Origin of the sequence: Bradyrhizobium sp. U531 (assembly GCF_051710265.1) — a bacterium.
Lineage (GTDB): Bacteria > Pseudomonadota > Alphaproteobacteria > Rhizobiales > Xanthobacteraceae > Bradyrhizobium.
The window spans coordinates 156,516-173,853 of the sequence record NZ_JASVEN010000010.1; the positions used below are offsets into that span (position 1 = coordinate 156,516).

17 protein-coding genes are annotated in these 17,338 nt (G+C 66.2%); 7 read left to right on the forward strand and 10 right to left on the reverse strand.

Going from position 1 to position 17,338, the window contains the following annotated elements:
• Window positions 1-157: 157 nt before the first annotated feature.
• From QRQ56_RS32805 to QRQ56_RS32850, 10 genes are all read right to left on the reverse strand, one after another.
• On the reverse strand, window positions 158-1,501 hold the full coding sequence (locus QRQ56_RS32805) for a methyl-accepting chemotaxis protein (protein ID WP_438745552.1): 1,344 nt from the start codon (window positions 1,499-1,501) through the stop codon (window positions 158-160).
• Window positions 1,502-1,627: 126 nt separating this feature from the next.
• Window positions 1,628-2,110, reverse strand: coding sequence for a cytochrome c-type biogenesis protein (locus QRQ56_RS32810; RefSeq protein ID WP_438745553.1), 483 nt, complete (start codon window positions 2,108-2,110; stop codon window positions 1,628-1,630).
• Window positions 2,111-2,114: 4 nt separating this feature from the next.
• Window positions 2,115-4,097, reverse strand: a complete 1,983-nt coding sequence (locus QRQ56_RS32815; protein WP_438745554.1) for a heme lyase CcmF/NrfE family subunit — start codon at window positions 4,095-4,097, stop codon at window positions 2,115-2,117.
• A complete protein-coding gene (ccmE, locus tag QRQ56_RS32820) occupies window positions 4,094-4,621 on the reverse strand; it encodes a cytochrome c maturation protein CcmE (protein ID WP_438745555.1) in 528 nt (175 codons plus the stop codon). The genes QRQ56_RS32815 and ccmE overlap by 4 nt, the downstream gene beginning before the upstream one ends.
• Window positions 4,622-4,658: 37 nt before the next feature.
• The gene (gene ccmI / locus QRQ56_RS32825; protein ID WP_438745556.1) at window positions 4,659-5,771 is read right to left on the reverse strand and encodes a c-type cytochrome biogenesis protein CcmI; all 1,113 of its coding nucleotides are present in this window, start codon (window positions 5,769-5,771) and stop codon (window positions 4,659-4,661) included.
• A 131-nt stretch (window positions 5,772-5,902) separates the two neighbouring features.
• Entirely contained in the window at window positions 5,903-6,172 is a 270-nt protein-coding gene (locus QRQ56_RS32830; protein WP_438745557.1) for a hypothetical protein, read from the reverse strand.
• A gap of 100 nt (window positions 6,173-6,272) precedes the next feature.
• Window positions 6,273-7,673, reverse strand: coding sequence for a hypothetical protein (locus QRQ56_RS32835; protein WP_438745558.1), 1,401 nt, complete (start codon window positions 7,671-7,673; stop codon window positions 6,273-6,275).
• A gap of 161 nt (window positions 7,674-7,834) precedes the next feature.
• Complete coding sequence (locus QRQ56_RS32840) at window positions 7,835-9,211, reverse strand: ATP-binding protein (protein WP_438745559.1); 1,377 nt, start codon at window positions 9,209-9,211, stop codon at window positions 7,835-7,837.
• 94 nt (window positions 9,212-9,305) lie between these two features.
• Entirely contained in the window at window positions 9,306-9,971 is a 666-nt protein-coding gene (locus QRQ56_RS32845) for a response regulator transcription factor (protein WP_018315821.1), read from the reverse strand.
• A gap of 230 nt (window positions 9,972-10,201) precedes the next feature.
• Window positions 10,202-10,357: a hypothetical protein gene (locus tag QRQ56_RS32850; protein ID WP_438745560.1), complete on the reverse strand. Its 156-nt coding sequence runs from the start codon at window positions 10,355-10,357 to the stop codon at window positions 10,202-10,204.
• 235 nt (window positions 10,358-10,592) lie between these two features.
• On the opposite strand from QRQ56_RS32850, the gene QRQ56_RS32855 reads away from it, so the two are divergent.
• The 7 genes from QRQ56_RS32855 to QRQ56_RS32885 all read left to right on the forward strand — a co-directional run bounded on the left by QRQ56_RS32855 (window position 10,593) and on the right by QRQ56_RS32885 (window position 16,801).
• A complete protein-coding gene (locus QRQ56_RS32855) occupies window positions 10,593-11,570 on the forward strand; it encodes a Ku protein (RefSeq protein WP_438745561.1) in 978 nt (325 codons plus the stop codon).
• Window positions 11,571-11,627: 57 nt separating this feature from the next.
• Window positions 11,628-11,864, forward strand: coding sequence for a hypothetical protein (locus QRQ56_RS32860; protein ID WP_438745562.1), 237 nt, complete (start codon window positions 11,628-11,630; stop codon window positions 11,862-11,864).
• Between the two features lie 171 nt (window positions 11,865-12,035).
• Window positions 12,036-12,218, forward strand: a complete 183-nt coding sequence (locus QRQ56_RS32865; protein WP_438745563.1) for a hypothetical protein — start codon at window positions 12,036-12,038, stop codon at window positions 12,216-12,218.
• A 187-nt stretch (window positions 12,219-12,405) separates the two neighbouring features.
• Window positions 12,406-12,570 carry a Flp family type IVb pilin gene (locus QRQ56_RS32870; RefSeq protein ID WP_438745564.1) on the forward strand — a complete coding sequence of 55 codons (165 nt, stop codon included), beginning with the start codon at window positions 12,406-12,408 and terminating at the stop codon, window positions 12,568-12,570.
• 180 nt (window positions 12,571-12,750) lie between these two features.
• Complete coding sequence (locus QRQ56_RS32875) at window positions 12,751-14,292, forward strand: thymidine phosphorylase family protein (protein ID WP_438745565.1); 1,542 nt, start codon at window positions 12,751-12,753, stop codon at window positions 14,290-14,292.
• Window positions 14,289-15,209, forward strand: coding sequence for a ribose-phosphate pyrophosphokinase (locus QRQ56_RS32880; protein WP_438745566.1), 921 nt, complete (start codon window positions 14,289-14,291; stop codon window positions 15,207-15,209). Before QRQ56_RS32875 ends, QRQ56_RS32880 begins: the two co-directional genes overlap by 4 nt.
• Window positions 15,206-16,801 (forward strand): MBL fold metallo-hydrolase, encoded by a 1,596-nt coding sequence (locus QRQ56_RS32885; RefSeq protein ID WP_438745567.1) that lies wholly within the window; start codon window positions 15,206-15,208, stop codon window positions 16,799-16,801. The genes QRQ56_RS32880 and QRQ56_RS32885 overlap by 4 nt, the downstream gene beginning before the upstream one ends.
• The last annotated feature ends 537 nt before the right edge of the window (window positions 16,802-17,338 follow it).

The window sequence follows — 17,338 nt, forward strand, 5'->3', positions numbered from 1 at the left end:
ATGGGGACTCCCGCCTTACCGCGCGCTGGCGGCGGGGTTAAACTTTTGTAATGAAGGGATGGAGCCGATGCGGCCGTTTAGCGCAGGCCGAAAATTCTGTTTTCACAGGAACTTAAAGCGAGTTCCGTGACGGCGCGGCAGGTGGGTTTTGACGCGCTCAGCTGGCCCTGACGCTGACGATGAATTCGTCGACTTCGCGCTTCAGGGTTTCCGCCTGTTGCGACAGGTCGACCGCGGAATCCCGCGCTTCTGCCGCCATGCGGCCGGTCTCGGCGGAGGTCGAGGTGATCTGCACGATATGGTTGGAGACATCGAGGGTGCCGTGCGCGGCGTCCTGGGCGCTCCGCGTGATCTCCTGCGTCGCGGTGCGCTGCTGGGCGGTGTCGACCTCGATGCCGGACATGATCGACGAGATCTCGGACAGCGTCCTCGAAATGGCGTCGATCGCGCCGCGCGTCTCCGCGGTGATGCCCTGGATGCTGGCGACATGGGAGGTGATCTCCTCCGTCGCCTTGCTGGTCTGATGCGCCAGATTCTTCACCTCAGAGGCGACCACCGCAAAACCCTTGCCGGCTTCGCCGGCCCGCGCCGCCTCGATGGTGGCGTTCAGCGCCAGGAGATTGGTCTGCGATGCGATCGCCTGCACGAGCTGGACGACCTCCCCGATCTTGTCGGCGGCATCGGACAGCGTGTGGATGGTGTCGCGGCTCTTCTCGGCTTGCGACGCCGCACCCTCGGCGCGCTGGGTCGCGTCCGTGACGCGGCGGCTGATCGTGCCGATCGAATTCGTCATCTCCTCGGCCGATCCCGCCACCGTCTGCACGCTGGCGCTGGCCTGGTTCGCGGCGCTCGCCACGGCGTTGGCCTTGCTGCTGGTGTCATTGGCGGTCCGCGACAGCGTCTCGGCGTTGCTCTTCAGATGCACCGCCGACGAGGCCACGCTGTCGACGACGCTGGCGACGAGGTCGTTGAAGCGCTTGATCCGGTCGTCCAGGAATTTCGATCGCTCGGCCTGGTGCTGCGCTTCGTGCAGTTGCTCGTCGGTGAGGCGTCGCCGCTCGAGGCCGTTGGTCTTGAAGACCTCCAGCGCGCCGGCGAGCAGGCCGATCTCGTTGGTGCGGCCGAGTCCCGGCACCTGCGTCTCGAACTTCTGGTTCGCGACCTCGCGCATGGCATGCACGATCGCCGCCAGCGGGCTGAGGATGCCGTTGCGCACGGCGAACCAGGTGGTGACGCAGATTGCGACGGCGACGATTGCGATCACACCGCAGGCAGCCAGGAAGTAGGAGAACGCGGCCTGCGCCTCCCGATAGGTCTGCATGGCATGATCGCGCGCAGGACCGCTCAGCGCGGCGAAGTCCGAGGACAGGCTCGTGATCTCGTTGTTGAGATACAGCACCGCAACGAAGCCGGTGCCGCCGCCGATGCCCAGTAGAAACAATAAAGCAGCGACGACGGCGCCAACCAGGAAGCGGATCGTCAGATTGCTGTTCGCGAACATCAGGAGGACTCGGAGTCTGGAATCAAAGCTCGCGACAAGCTTCCAGACAAAGGTCAAAATACCATGAACCGCGCGGGCCGGCGCGGCAGGCTACGTATGATTACGTAGCCGGACGACGTCGCCTCGCTAGGACGATTTGGCCTCGTCCGACATCAGGGCGCGGAGCTTCGCCTGCTCATCGGGCGTCAGCGGCGACAATGGTACATCGACACCATTCTTCGCACGACGCCGGATCTGCAGCCACAACGCCACGCCGCCGCCGATCAGCAGCAGCGGCCCGAGCAGCCACAACACCAGCGTCTGCAGCTCGAAGCGAGGCTTCAGCAGCACGAACTCGCCATAGCGCGCGACGAGGAAGTCGAGCACCTGCGAGTTGCTGTCGCCGGCGCCGATGCGCTCGCGCACCAGAAGGCGCAGGTCGCGCGCCAGCGGCGCATCGGAATCGTCGATCGACTGGTTTTGGCAGACCATGCAGCGCAGCTCGCGCGACAGCTCGCGCGCACGGGCTTCCTTGGCGGGATCCGCCATGATCTCGTCGGGCTGCACCGCGTGCGCCGCAGGCAAGGCCAGCAGCACCAGCGCGATGAGCGCAACCATCATCCGGCGCATCGGATCACTCCGCCGGCTGGAGGCGCTGCTTGGCCCGCGCCGGCTTCGGCGCGCCGACCCGCAGGCGCCGGTCGGACAGCGACAGCATGCCGCCGAACGCCATCAGCACCGGTCCCCACCAGATCATGAGCACCATCGGCTTGTAATAGATGCGCACGGCGATGGCGCCCTCGGCATTGGCGTCGCCGAGCGAAATGTAGAGCTGGCTGGCGCCGCGCGTCAGCAGCGCCGCTTCGGTGGTCGACGAGCCGCGGGTGGTGAAGCTGCGCTTGGAGGGCGTCATGACGCTGACGGGCTGGCCGTCGCGGCTGACGTTGAACTGGGCGATCATCTCGCGAAAGTTCGGGCCCTGACGCTGCAGCAGTCCGTCGAGCTTGACGTCGAAGCCGGCGATCTGCGCGACGTCATTCTGCTTCATCGTTGCGATATGTTCGCTGTTCCAGGTGGTCTCGCAGACGATCCCGATCAGCGCCACGCCGAGGCCGGCATGCGCGAACGCGGTGCCCCAGGCCGAGCGCGGCAGGCCGCGTGCCCGGTGCAGCACTGTGGCGAACGGCAGCCGCACGAGGCCGGTGCGCTCGACGATGTCGGTGACGGCGCCGGCGATGACGAAGACGCCAAGCCCGATCGCGAGCGGCGCCAGTGTGCTGCCGCCCGTGGCCCAGCCCCAGACGATGGCGACGGCGACGAGCCCGGCAACGCCCGCCGCGAGCAGACGCTGCGTCACGCCGAGCAGATCGCCGCGCTTCCACGCCAGCATCGGGCCGAACGGCACCGCGAGCAGCAGCAGCGTGAACAGCGGCGCAAAGGTCAGATTGTAGAAGGGCGCGCCGACCGACATCTTGAAGTCGGCGAGCATCTCCATCGCCAGCGGATAGAGCGTGCCGAACAGCACGACCGCGCAGGCGACGGTGAGCAGCAGATTGTTCAGGACCAGCGCCCCCTCTCGCGAGATCGGCGCAAACAGGCCGCCCTGCTTCAACGACGTGGCTCTCCCTGCGAACAGCGACAGGCTGCCGCCGATGAACAGGCAGAGGATCATCAGAATGAACACGCCGCGGGTGGGATCGGTTGCGAAGGCGTGCACGGAGGTGATGACACCCGAGCGCACCAGGAACGTGCCGAGCAGCGACAGCGAGAAGGTCAGGATCGAGAGCAGGATGGTCCAGACCTTCAGCGCGTTGCGCTTCTCCATCACGAGAGCCGAATGCAGCAGCGCGGTGCCGGAGAGCCACGGCATCAGCGAAGCGTTCTCGACCGGATCCCAGAACCACCAGCCGCCCCAGCCGAGCTCGTAATAGGCCCAGTAGGAGCCCATGGCGATGCCGAGCGTCAGGAAGATCCAGGCGACCAGCGTCCACGGCCGCACCCAGCGCGCCCAGGCCGCGTCGATGCGGCCCTCCATCAGCGCGGCGATCGCGAAGGAGAACGAGATCGAGAAGCCGACATAGCCGAGATAGAGCATCGGCGGATGCACGGCGAGCCCGATGTCCTGCAGCACCGGATTGAGATCGCGTCCCTCGATCGGCGGGGATGCGATGCGCAGGAACGGATTCGAGGTCACGAGGATGAAGAGATAGAAGGCGCTGGCGACCCAGGCCTGCACGGCCAGCACATGCGCGCGCAGGGAGAGCGGCAGATTGTTGCCGAACGCCGCGACCAGCCCGCCGAACAAAGCGAGGATCGACACCCAGAGCAGCATCGAGCCTTCATGGTTTCCCCACACGCCCGTGATCTTGTAGAGCAGCGGCTTCATCGAGTGGGAGTTCTCGTAGACGTTGGCGACCGAGAAGTCCGAGTTCACGTGCAGCATCACGAGGGCCGTGAACGAGGCGCCGACGAACAGAAGCTGGGCCAGTGCCGCGGAGCGCGCCACGTTCATCAGCGCGGCGTCGCGCAGGCGCGCGCCGATCAGGGGCACGATGGACTGGATCAGTGCGAGCCCCAGCGCCAGCACCAGCGCGTAATGTCCGGATTCTGCGATCACCGCACTGCTCCCACCGGATTGCCCTGCGCGGTCGTCGCCGCGGGCTTGCCTGCATCGGACGTCTTGCCGCCGTCGGCGGGCTTGCCGCCGTAATCGTCCTTCCAATGGCCCTGCTTCTTCAGGGCATCGGCGACGTCCTTTGGCATATAGGTCTCGTCATGCTTGGCAAGCACGGTATCGGCCTTGAAGACACCGTGGGCATCGAGCGCGCCTTCGGCGACGACGCCCTGCCCTTCGCGGAACAGGTCCGGCAGGATGCCCTTGTAAGCCACCGGCAGCTTGGCGTTGCCGTCGGCGACCTCGAAGGTCACCGCGAGATTGTCGCCACGCTGCAGCGAGCCGGGCTGCACCAGCCCGCCGAGGCGAAACCGCTTGCCGGGCTCGACATGCTTCTCGGCGACCATGGACGGGGTCGAGAAGAACACGATGGAGTCGCGAAGTGCGTTGAGCACCAGCGCGGCCGCGAGCGCGAGCACGGCGAGCGAGCCGCCGATGATGGTCATACGTCGCTGCTTGCGCGTCATGGCGTATCCGTTCTCCGCTGCTCTCGTCCCGACATCGTCATCCGCCGAGTCCCAGAGTCTTAAGGCCGTCATTGAGCTGGCGAAGCCGCTCGGCATCGCTGGCAACGGCCTGCCGGGCATCGACCGATGCGCCCATCGCCTTGTCCCGCTCGCCCATCACGAGATAGGCACGCACCAGGCGCAGCCATCCGTCGACGTCTTCGCCGTTCTGCTTCAACCGCGTGGCCAGACGATCGACCATGCCGCGCACCATCGCGTTGCGATCGCCCTCGGCCATGTCCTTGGAAGCCGCAACCGTCTCATCGGACAGCGCCGGCATCGTTCCGCCGCCACCGACCCGCGCCAGCGAGGTCTGCACCAGCGAACGCCACGGCGCATCCGCGGGTGCTTTGCCAAGCAGCGTGCGCCAGATCTTGGCTGCATCGTCATTGCGGCCGTCCTGCTCGGCGGCAAGGCCGAGGAAGTAGTTGGCCTTGGGATCGTCGGCGTCGAGGGCGTACGCGCGCTCGAATTCAGACTTGGCCTCGGCGGTCACGACACCGCCGGCTGCGGCCGATATCGCTTCGCCGAGGTCGGCCCGGCGCTCGGCGCTCTCGCCATTGTAGGTGAGCGAATTGCGATAGGCGCGTACCGCGTCGTCGAAGCGGCCGAGCCGCTGCAGCACAGGCGCGAGCACGTTCCAGCCGCGACCGTCGGTCGGATTCTTTTCCAGATGCTGCTGGACCTGCTCGACCATGTTCTCGAGCGACTGCGCCATATTGGTGTTGGATGCGCGCTCCCGCTGCGCCAGCGGAGCGTCCTGAAGCCGGGGCGAGCCGAGCGGCATGTAGACGGCGATCGCAACGAGCGGCAGACCCGCGAGCGCGAGCACGGCCGCCGCGCGGCGCCATTTGAGATTCGACTGCGGCGCTAGTGCGGGCTCGCTGGCGGCCGCGGCGAGCAGCCGGCGGCTGATCTCGACCCGCGCGGCCTCGGCGTCCGGCGCGGGAATCAGGCCCGCGGCGAGATCACGCTCGACCTCGGCCAGCTGGTCCTTGTAGACCACGACCTCGCTGCCCTGCTCCGGCGCACGCTCCTTACGGCCAAGCGGCCAGAGCACGGCGAAAATCGCCGCGACCGTCATCAGCGCGAACACGAACCATAGCGTCATCTGGCAAGCTTCCGGCAGCGCGCGATCCGCGCCCATAGGTGGCTTTACACCACGGCCGGACGATGCGGCAATTGACAATTGTCAATTTGGCGCGACTGCGCGCAGTCTCGAAACGATGAAAATCCAACGGCTTAGCCGATCTCGAAATCCGCGCTTTGTGCGGCATCCTCGCCGTGGCCGTTGAAGGCCTTCAGGAAATATGTCCCCGATTTGACGGCCTCCGGCAATCGGATGCGCAACGCACCGACCGGAACCGGCGAGGCAACCCTCGTGATCGTCTCGGACAATTGGCGACCGCTTGCCTTCTCGACCAGCACCACCTTGGCGCCGACCATCAGCCTTTGATATTTGGCAACGATGACGCGGTTCTCAATTTCGATGGAGCTGATAACGGGTTTCATGCGCCCACAGGTGGAAGGTCCCCAAACTTGCACCGGGAACCTACGGTGCGGCATGGGCACCGTCAACCACAAATTGTGATCACAAAAATATGCGCTTGAATCAGCTCGCGCGCGACGATTTGCGCTCGCCCGTTTCGGCATTCTGTGCCGCGCGGCTCATCAGCGACGCGTAGTCATCGCCGAACAGCACCTGGCAGAATCGGATTGCTGCCTGCACTTGCTGCTGGCGATAGGTGCGCACCTTGTGATCGGCAGCGCGCAGCGACTGAACCAGCTGCTCGGTCGAGCGTTCGACATATTGCTGTAGGTCGGAATAGGTGCGCAGCGTCACCTCGTTGATCGCAAGCTCGCTCGCATAGTTGCGGCAGGTCGCGACGAAATCGATCAGCGACACCGTCTCTTCCACCTCGGTGCTGTCGATCCGCGCACCCGGCGGGATGTCCTTCTCGGGGCGCTGGCGCAGGATGCGGCGGACGCGCCCCGGCACGCTGTCGATCTCGGATTGCAGCGCATTGGAGATGTCGGCCCGGATCGATGTGAGCTGCTTGCCCCAGGCGGAATCGTTGCGCAGGTCGAGCTCGGTGCGAAGTCCGCGCACGCCGTCGTGCAACGTCTTGAGGTTGCCGGCCACGTTGTCGAAATGCCCGCACTTGATGTCCATGCGCAAGGTGGCGGCCACGCAGGACAGATCGTGCAGCGCCATCGTGACCGCGACGCCATAGGGCGTCGCCGCGACGCGGATCTCGTCGTCGGAGGCGGCGATCTTGATGGCGAGACGAATGATCTGCCACGGCGCCGTCATCCGCTGCACGACGATCGAAAGCGCAAAGGGCAGCATCTGCGGCGTCTGCAGCACCGGAATGTTGAGCGCCTGCGTCACCGACGCGATCTGGGAATCGCCGAAGGCGCGCAAGGTGCGCGGCAGCTTCTCGTTCAGCGCGGCGATGGCTTCGCGGACTTGCAGCACCGCTCCGATCGAGTAGAGGTCCTCGATCACGTTGGGCGGGCCGACCCGGGCGAGCGCACGCGACTTGTCGCCGCCGCCGGGGCCGGTCAGCTCGAAAATGGCATCGGCGGCGACCGCCTGGAGTTTCTGCGCCAGGGCCTCGACCTGTCCGGCGCTGTCGGCCGGCATGCGGGCCAGCGCGGCCTCGAATTCCCTGAGCTTGTCCGGCGCACCGTCGCGGCCGAGCCATTGCCAGACCGGCTGTAGCGAGGCGCGGCGGATCTGGCCGACCCGAATCGGGGCACCCGCTTCGACCAGGAACGGTTCCAGCGCCTGGAACAGCAGCCGGGACAGATCGTCCGTGCGCGGCGGCGGGGCTTCGTCGGCTTCGGTCTTGCGGACGATCTTGCGCAATTGCTCGAGCACGAGGGTCGCCACGGCCGTGTCCTGGCCGCGTTCGAGCGCGCGCTCGAACTCCCGCATCAGCAGCGCCTGCGCCTGCGGCGGGAGCTGCGCGAGATATTCCCTCAGCCGCTCGATCGATGTCTGGCTCATGCGCCCGGGTAATGCACGGTAAAATGGCGGACATGGGATGTGTCCGGCGCGATCATAGGTGGGGCCCACTTAAGAAGCCGTTTAGCAAGTGGCACCAAATGCCCTCCTCCGGGTTTTGGCCGGGCCGCGGCAGGGGCGAAAAGCCTAGCTCCCTCAACGCATTACACCCCCGGAAGGACGAGTTCGGCGCGCAGGCCGCCGGTCGGCGCACCGCCAAGCGACAGGCTGCCGCCATAGAGCGCGGCGAGGTCGGTGACGATGGACAGGCCGAGCCCCGAGCCGGGCTTGGACTCGTCGAGACGCTGGCCGCGCCGGGCGACCTGGGCGCGCTCGGCTTCCGACAGGCCGCTTCCATCGTCGTCCACGATGATCCGCAGCCGGGGGCCGGCACCGGCCTGCTGCGGCGTCTCGACCAGGACCTCGATGAAGACGCGCGAGGCCGCCCATTTGCAGGCATTGTCGACGAGATTGCCGACCATCTCCTCCAGGTCCTGCCGCTCGCCGCGGAATTTGGCCGACGGATCGGCCTTGGCTTCGACCGCGATGCCACGATCGCGATGGATCTTCTCCATGGTCCGCCGCAGCGCCTCGATGGCGGGCGCCACGTCCGTCACGGTCGCGACGATCGAGACGCGCGCCGCGATGCGGGCGCGCTCCAGGTGATGGGCGAGCTGGTCGCGCATCACGTCCGCCTGCTCCATCACCTTGGCCGCGAACGGCTCGGCGGCGTGGCTGCCTGCCTCGTTGACGATGACCGAGAGCGGCGTCTTGATCGCGTGGGCGAGATTGCCGACATGGGTGCGCGCACGCTCGACGATCTCGCGATTGGCGTCGATCAGCGCATTGGTCTCGCGCGCCAGCGGCGCGATCTCGACCGGGAATTCGCCCTCCAGCCGCTCCGCCCGCCCGGAGCGGATGTCGGCAATCGATTCCGAGATGCGCTTGAGCGGCGCAAGGCCGAAGCGGACCTGGAACACGGTCGTCAGCAGCAGGACGATGCCGAGCGCGGTGAAGGTGCCGCCGAGGTAATAGTCGAAGCTGCGCGTCTCGTCGAAAATCTCGGTGTCGTCGCCGGCGACGCTGACCAGGAATTTGCCGTCGGCGCCGAGATCGACCGGACGCTCGACCATGCGCAAATTCTGTCCCTCGGGCCCGTCGACATAAGCGAGCCGGATGCCGGCGGCGGTGAGCTCGGTGCCCTGCTCCTCCAGCTTCGGCAGCTTCTTGTCCCAGAGCGAGCGCGAGGAGCGCACTTCCGGCTTCTCGGTGTCGGTGCGGGTGATCTGCCAGTACCAGCCCGACAGCGGCAGATCGAACAGCGGCTCGCCCAGCGACTGGAACTGGCGGTCCGGCGGCTCGTCGGGGGTGGCGACTTCGGCGATCAGGGTGCGCAGATAGAGGTTGAGCCGGCGATCGAAGGCGCGCTCGGTGGCGTTCTTGTAGACCGACGACAGCACCACGCCGGTGATGGCCAGGATCACCACGAGCCAGGCGGTCGCCGACAGGAACAGTCGGTTGGCAAGTGAGCTAGCGGCCATCGGAACGGTCCCGGGAGGCGCAGGATGGCAAGTCGTCGGAGGTCATGACCGGACCAAGGCCCCTGCCGGGCTGCCCGTCAAGCCCCGGAACGCCTCAAGCGGCCGGCGGTGTCAGGAGATAGCCGAGGCCACGGACGGTCTGGATGATGTCGACGTCGAGCTTCTTGCGGATGCGGCCGACGAACACTTCGATCGTGTTGGAGTCGCGATCGAAGTCCTGGTCGTAGAGGTGCTCGACCAGTTCGGTGCGCGACACCACGCGTCCGGAATGGTGCATGAGGTAGGCCAGAAGCCGATATTCGTGCGAGGTCATCTTGACCGGATTGCCCGACACGCTGACCCGGCCGGTCCTGGTATCGAGCGTGACCGGGCCGCAGGAGAGTTCGCTCTGGGCATGGCCGGTCGAGCGGCGCAGCAGCGCCCGGATGCGCGCCAGCACTTCCTCCAGATGGAACGGCTTTGCGACATAGTCATCGGCGCCGGCGTCGAAGCCCTGCACCTTGTCGCTCCAGCGGTCGCGCGCGGTGAGGATAAGGACCGGCATGGTGCGGCCGTTGCGGCGCCAGGCCTCCAGCACCGAGATGCCGTCCTTCTTGGGTAGGCCGATGTCGAGCACGACGGCATCATACGGCTCGTTGTCGCCGAGATAATGCCCTTCCTCTCCGTCGAAGGCGCGATCGACGACGTAACCGGCGTCGGTCAGCGCCTTGGTGAGCTGGCGATTGAGATCGGGGTCGTCCTCAACAACGAGCAAGCGCACGCTTCTCTCCAGAAATTGGCCGCATCAACACCGCGCCAGATGAGCAATTCCGGCGTGAACTGAATATGAACGCCGGGAACCGGCTGCGTTACTTTTTGGTCATATACGACGTGTTCGCAGCCAACGCGACTGCGCCCGCCCTGCGGCCGGACGAGCCGGCAGCAGGACGGGCGCAATGTGCCGCGTGAAGCGGCGGCTCGGAAGGTCCGCCCTTCCCGTGAGTTCAGCCGTCAGGTCCGGAAGAACACGAACCAGATCACGGCGAGGATCAGGATCGCAAGCCCGGTCGAGATGGCGAGCAGTGCGGCAACGGACGGCCCGGGTTCACCCGCACGCGCCTCGGTTGCCGTTTCGACGATCTGATGCTGCTCTCGCGTGGTTGCCATGATGCCCTCAATCTCTGCGTGTCGCCTCCGGTGACCGCGACTTTCTCGCAGCCGTGCATGTCGAGCCAACGCCCGATCCGAGTTGATGTTCCGGCATTTACGACCCGATCGGGCCGCAACCATGGGCCTCGCGACCGGTTAACGCAGTTGCAGGATCGACGACCGGCCTTGCTATGATTCGCTGTTCCCTGATGGTATCCTCATAAGTCTGTCCTTGTTGCGTTTGGAGTAGCCCATGGCCCCCCGCGCCAATTGGAAGGGTTTTCTGCGTTTGTCGCTCGTGACCTGTCCGGTCGCGCTCTATCCGGCCACTTCGGATACCGAGAAAGTCTCCTTCAACCAGATCAACCGCAAGACCGGCCACCGGATCAAGTACCTCAAGGTCGACGCCGAGACCGGCGACGAGGTCACCTCCGAGGACATCGTCAAGGGCTACAAGGTCGACACCGACACCTATATCGAGGTCACCAAGGACGAGCTCGACGACATCGCGCTCGACTCCACGCACACGATCGAGATCGACGAGTTCGTGCCGAAGGCCGACATCGACAACCGCTATCTGATCCGCCCCTATTATCTCGTGCCTGACGGCAAGGTCGGACACGACGCCTATGCGGTGATCCGCGAGACCATCCGCAGCATGGACAAGGTCGCGATCGGCCGCGTGGTGCTGACCAACCGCGAGCACATCATCGCGCTGGAGCCGCTCGAGACCGGCCTGATGGGCACGCTGCTGCGCTACCCCTACGAGGTCCGCAGCGAGAGCGAATATTTCGACGACATCCAGGACGTGAAGCTGACGAGGGACATGCTCGACCTCGCCAAGCACATCGTCGAGAAGAAGTCCGGCGCGTTCGAGCCCGAGCTGTTCGAGGATCATTACGAGACCGCGCTGATCGATCTCATCAACAAGAAGCGCGCCGGGACGCCGATCGCGGCCAAGTCGACGCCGAAGAGCGGCGGCAACGTCATCAACCTGATGGACGCGCTGAAGAAGAGCATCGCGAACGAGAAGGACACCGCGCCCGCGGCGAAGGTCGCCAATCAGGCCAAGGCCAAGAAGCCGAAGAAGCGCGTCGAGGGCCAGCGCGAGATGCTGCTGCCGATCGCCGGCAAGGGCGGCAAGGAGGCGGCGGCGAAGGCTGCGACCGCGCCCAAGAAGGCCGCCGACAAGCCGGTGCGTGCGCCGGCGCGGGCGAAGAAGGCGGGCTAGCAGCGCAGATCGGCGATCGCACCGTGACGCCTCCCCGCGCCCGCCGGCCGGCCTGACATGCCCTGGTCGGCGGCATTCGACGATCCCATCTCCGTTCGCGGCGGACGCCGGCTGCAGACGCTGCAGCAGGCAGCCGACCACATCATGCACCTGCCCGAGGACGTGCAGCATGCGCGCCACTGGCAGACCGCGATCGAAACGCTGATCAACGCGGCGGAGCAAGGCGGCGGCTGGATGCTGTTTGCCCGCATCGCGATGCTGCGGGCGCTGAACGCCGACGCGGACCGCAAGTGAGCCCGCGTTGCGGCTCCTTAGCCTCAACAATCCGTTAAAGCGCGGCATCGTTTTCCGCAGCGGTCCGCCATCGGCGAGGCGCCGCGTAGTCCTACGGAAGACAAAATTAACTGTCGATTGCCATTGCGCCGACCAAGGTCCCGCCCTCGATTGGACCAGGGTTGGCACGCCATGCAGAAGCAGGACGCCAGGAAGAACTATATCGGCCTCATCAGCGACACGACCGAGGACGAACGCCTCGCCGATGGCGCAGCGCGGTCGCAGCCGCGCGTGATGAGCTATCTGGCCGGCCGCCTCGCCGCCGTGCTGAGGCGCCCCGACAGGACTGCGCCCGACGGCCCGGTTGGGTCCTGAAAAAGACCCCGTCAAATCCGGCCAAATTGAGTGACGAAACCTTAAGTCAACGAATGGCAGCATATAACGCCAGAGGTCGGGGTTAGCGCGCCAGTGCATTGACGCGCCCCGGCGAAGACTTCGTGAATCGATTTTTGCATTTCGCAAACGGCGCCGTATACATTGGACGGACGAACGGGAGTTGACGATGGCATTGCTCAGGTCCTTTCTTGCCGACGAACGAGCCGCCACCGCTATCGAATATTGCCTGATCGCCGCCGGCATCGCGCTCGCGATCGTCACCGTCGTGAACAGCACGGGCGGTGCCCTGCTCAACAACAAGTTCAACTCGATCGACGCCGCCACGAAGTAACCGCCCGGCCCGGCCGCATGCGGCCATCCGGTATCGGCGACATCGCCAAGGGGCACCTTCAAGGCGCACCTTCAAGGCGCGCACCGGCAAGCCGGTCGCGCCGTCCATGATCTGGGTCAACAGGACGGGGACCGCGAGGTCTAAGCATGGAGGCCGAGTTTCCTCCCTGCCGGCGCGTCCATGCATCCAGACCTTCCCCACTCCCAACTGAAGATCCGCCGCGTCCGGCTCGATACCGGACGCGAGAACGTCGTCGTCCTCTCCCGGCAATCGAAAGCGCTGCGCGCCGAGATCTTCCGCGGCTTCAGCCGCGTCGAGCTTCGCCAGGGCGACAAGGTGCTGCTGGCGACGCTGCTGATCACGGACGACGACACGCTGGTCACCCCGGACGAGATCGGCCTCTCCGAACCCGCATTCCACCGCTTCGCCCAAGGCGTCGGCACGTCGGTGACGGTCAGGCCCGCCTCGTCCCCCGAGAGCCTCGAGGCGGTGCGCGCGAAGATCCGCGGCCGAACGCTGAGTCAGGCCGAGATTAGCGCGATCATCGACGACCTCGCGCATTATCGCTACTCCGACATGGAAATCGCCGCCTTCCTGATCGGCTCCGCAAGCTTCATCACCAGCGACGAGCTGCTCGCCCTCACCGGCGCGATGGCCCAGGCCGGCACCCAATTGGTGTGGCCGACGCCCGTCGTCGTCGACAAGCATTGCATCGGCGGCATTCCCGGCAATCGCACCTCGATGGTGGTGGTGCCGATCGTCGCCGCGCACGGCCTGCCGATCCCCAAGACCTCCTCGCGCGCCATCACCTCGCCTGCGGGCACCGCCGACACGATGGAAGTGCTGGCACGGGTGAATGTCGGCGTCGAGGAGATGAAGGCGATCGTCTCGGCTTGCAACGGCTGCCTGATCTGGGGCGGCCACGTCAACCTGTCGCCGGCCGACGACGTGCTGATCTCGGTCGAGCGCCCCTTGAGCCTCGACACCCGTGAGCAGATGGTCGCCTCCATCATGTCCAAGAAGATCGCGGCGGGCTCGACGCATCTTCTGATCGACATTCCGGTCGGGCCGACCGCGAAGGTCAGCAGCGGCGTCGAGGCGATGCGGCTGCGAAAACTGTTCGAATTCGTCGGTGACCGCTTCGGCCGCACCGTCGAGGTGATCATGACCGACGGCAGCCAGCCGATCGGCAACGGCATCGGGCCGGTGCTCGAAGCCAATGACGTGATGGCCGTGCTCGGCAACGACAAGGACGCGCCGCGCGATTTGCGCGAGAAATCGCTGCGGCTCGCCGCCCATCTGCTGGAATACGATCCGAAGCTGCGCGGCGGCGCCGGTTATGCCAGGGCGCGCGAATTGCTCGACAGCGGCGCGGCGCTCAAGCAGATGCAGAAGATCATCGACGCCCAGGGCCCGTCGACCTGCAGCAGCGAGCTCGGCTCGCTCAGCTTCGACGTCAAGGCCTCGCATGACGGCACCGTGTCCGCGATCGACTGCCTGCGCATGAACCGCCTCGCCCGCACCGCCGGGGCGCCGCTCGACAAGGGCGCCGGCATCCGCCTGTTCAAGAAGATCGGCGACCGCGTCGAGCAGGGTGAGCCGCTCTATCGCGTCTACACGTTCGACCGTCCCGAGCATGACCTGGCGGCCGATGCCGCCACCGAGGAGACCGGCTACGTCATCAACGGTCATGGCGCCCCGCAAGGCAAGTCGGCGTCGTGAGCACGATCGCGCTCCAGACATTGTCCGGCGGCAGCGATGCGGCCAAGCGCCTTGCGGCGCGGCTCGGGATGTCCTGCGCCGAGATCGCCGTGCATCGCTTTCCCGACGGCGAGCTGCGCGTCGCCGTTGCACCGGCAGCCGACACAGCGATCCTCTACGCCCCGCTCGATCAGCCCAATGACAAGCTGATCACCCTGCTGTTCGCGGCGGAGGCGCTGCGGCGTGGCGGCACCAAGCGGCTGGTGCTGGTCGCACCCTATCTCTGCTACATGCGGCAGGATGCTGCGTTTCATGCGGGCGAGGCCATCAGCCAGCGCGCCATGGGCGATCTGCTCGCAAGGACCGTAGACCGCGTCGTCACCGTGGATGCGCATCTGCACCGCACCGCCGACATCAGATCGGTCTTTCCAGGCATCGAAGCTGAGAACCTGTCCGCGATGCCGGCCATCGCGAAAGCCCTGGCGACGGACGGCATCGATCCCGCAACAATCGTGATCGGACCCGACATGGAGTCCGAGCCCTGGGTGAGCGACATCGCGCGCCGGCTGCGGCTGCAGCATACGGTGGCGCGAAAGACGCGGCACGGCGATCGTTCGGTTGCCGTCAGCTTTGCCGATCCCGCCCTGCTGACGGGACGCCCGGCGCTGCTGGTGGATGACATCGTTTCCTCGGGGACCACGATGATGGAAGCGGCGAAGGCCCTGACGGCGATGGGGACGACTGCGATCGACGCGGTCGTGACGCATGCGCTGTTTCCACCTGCGATGACCGTCGCATTCGCCGGCGCCGGTATCCGGTCGATCCGCTCGACCGACAGCGTGCCGCATCCGACCAATGCGATCCCCCTCGACGAGAGTCTGGCGGCCGCCCTACGGTCCGAACTGACCACCACACTTCCTCCGGAGACGACGCCATGAGCATCACCGTCCGATTTTGCGGTGCCGCCCGCACCGTGACCGGGTCGAGCTATCTGTTTCAGACCGCAGGCGGCCGCTTCCTGGTCGATTGCGGCCTGTTCCAGGGCCAGAAGACGCTGAAGGAGCTCAACTACGGTGCCTTTCCGTTTCGCCCGGCCGATATCGACGCCGTGCTCCTCACGCACGCCCATATCGACCACAGCGGCCTGTTGCCGAAACTGGTGCGAGGGGGATTCGAGGGACCGATCCTGGCGACGCGCGGCACCATCGACCTCTGCTCCTACATGCTGCCCGACGCCGGCAGCATCCAGGAATCGGAGGTCACCCAGCTCAACAGGCGCAACGCCTCGCGCGGGCGCAAGGAGGTGTACCCGATCTACACGCAGTCGGATGCGATCGCATCGCTGCAATCGTTCCGCGCCGTCGACTATGAACACTGGACCGACGTGATAACAGGCGTCCGCGCCCGCTATTGGAACGCCGGCCATCTGCTCGGCTCCGCCTCGATCGAGCTCGAGATCGCCGAACCGGGCGCGCCACGTCCGATGCGCGTGCTGCTCTCCGGCGATGTGGGCCCGGAAGCCAAGCTGCTGCAGCCCGATCCCGAGGCGCCAACCGATTTCGACTACGTCATCTCGGAATCGACCTATGGCGACCGGTTGCGCGAGGCCACGACACCCGCGCTCCGCCGCAAGCATCTCGCGGCCGAGGTGCGCGAGGCAGCAAGCGCCGGCGGCGCGCTGCTGTTGCCCGCCTTCGCGGTCGAGCGCACCCAGGAGCTGATCGTCGACCTCGTCGACCTCATGGAGCACGGCGAGATTCCCATCGCGCCGATCTTCCTGGATTCCCCGCTCGCGATCCGCGCCACCGAAGTGTTTCGCCGCCATGCCGAAAGCCTCGACCCGTCGGTCGACGCCGCGCGCCTGCTCAACTCGCCGCATCTCAAGTTCACCGAGACCGCGGACGAGAGCAAGGCGATCATGCGCCTGTCCGGCTTCCATATCATCATCGCAGCGAGCGGCATGTGCGATGCCGGCCGCATCCGTCATCATCTGAAGCGCTGGCTGTGGAACGAGCGCGCGACCGTGCTGCTCGCCGGCTTCCAGGCCAACGGCACGCTCGGCCGCTTCCTGCAGAACGGCGCCAGGGCCGTGCGGATCCAGGGCGAGGAGATCAAGGTCGCGGCCCGCATCCGCATGATCGACGAATATTCGGGTCATGCCGACGGCGCCGGCATGGCCGGCTGGATCGCGGCGCGCCGGCCGATCTCGCGCGGGTTGTTCCTGGTCCATGGCGAGGAAGGCGCGATCGCAGGCCTCGCCGGGCGCGTCGCCGAGCGCATCATTCCGGCGGCGAAGGTCTATCAGCCGACACTGGACGACATCTACGAGCTCGCCGCGCCCGAACCGCGTGTACTCGACGTCGATCATCGCCGCCGCCTCGCGCCGGAGGCGGTGACCCGTCTCGACTGGCACAACGAGATGTCCGAGCTCATGCTCGACATCAACGACAGGATCGGCGCCGCCGCCGACGACCGCGCCCGCGGCGTCATCGTCCGCAAGCTGCGACGGGCACTGGAGGAGAAGGCGTAGCGGGGCTGGTCGGTATAGGCATTGGCGTCTCAGCAGACTCCGTCATTGCGAGGAGCCCTTGCGACGAAGCAATCCAGAGTCTTTCCGCTGAGGCAGTCTGGATTGCTTCGCTTCGCTCGCAATGACGGAGTGTGTGGCCACGGCGCGCTCCTCTCGTGTCCCGGACGCGCTGCAGCGTTCTTACGCTGCTGCGCAGAGCCGGGACCCATGTTTCCGATAGGCGCGCGGTGAGACATGGGCCCCGGCTCTGCGCCGCATCACTTCGTGCTGCGTCGCGTCCGGGGCACGAGGGCGTTGCTCGGCGATGGTTCGTAGGATGGGTAGAGCGCAGCGAAACCCATCGATTATCTTCGCGGCGAAGGGTGATGGGTTTCGCTTCGCTCTACCCATCCTACGGCATCGGACACACCTTCGCATCCTCGCGGTGTGTTTCGCCCGAGCTTTGCTGTTCTCTTCCGCCCTCATCGAAAGCAAGGGCGCAGGGAAGGCCGGGCGCCGGCTGGCACCCGAAGTCCCGCGTGTGCGAAAGAACGCGCA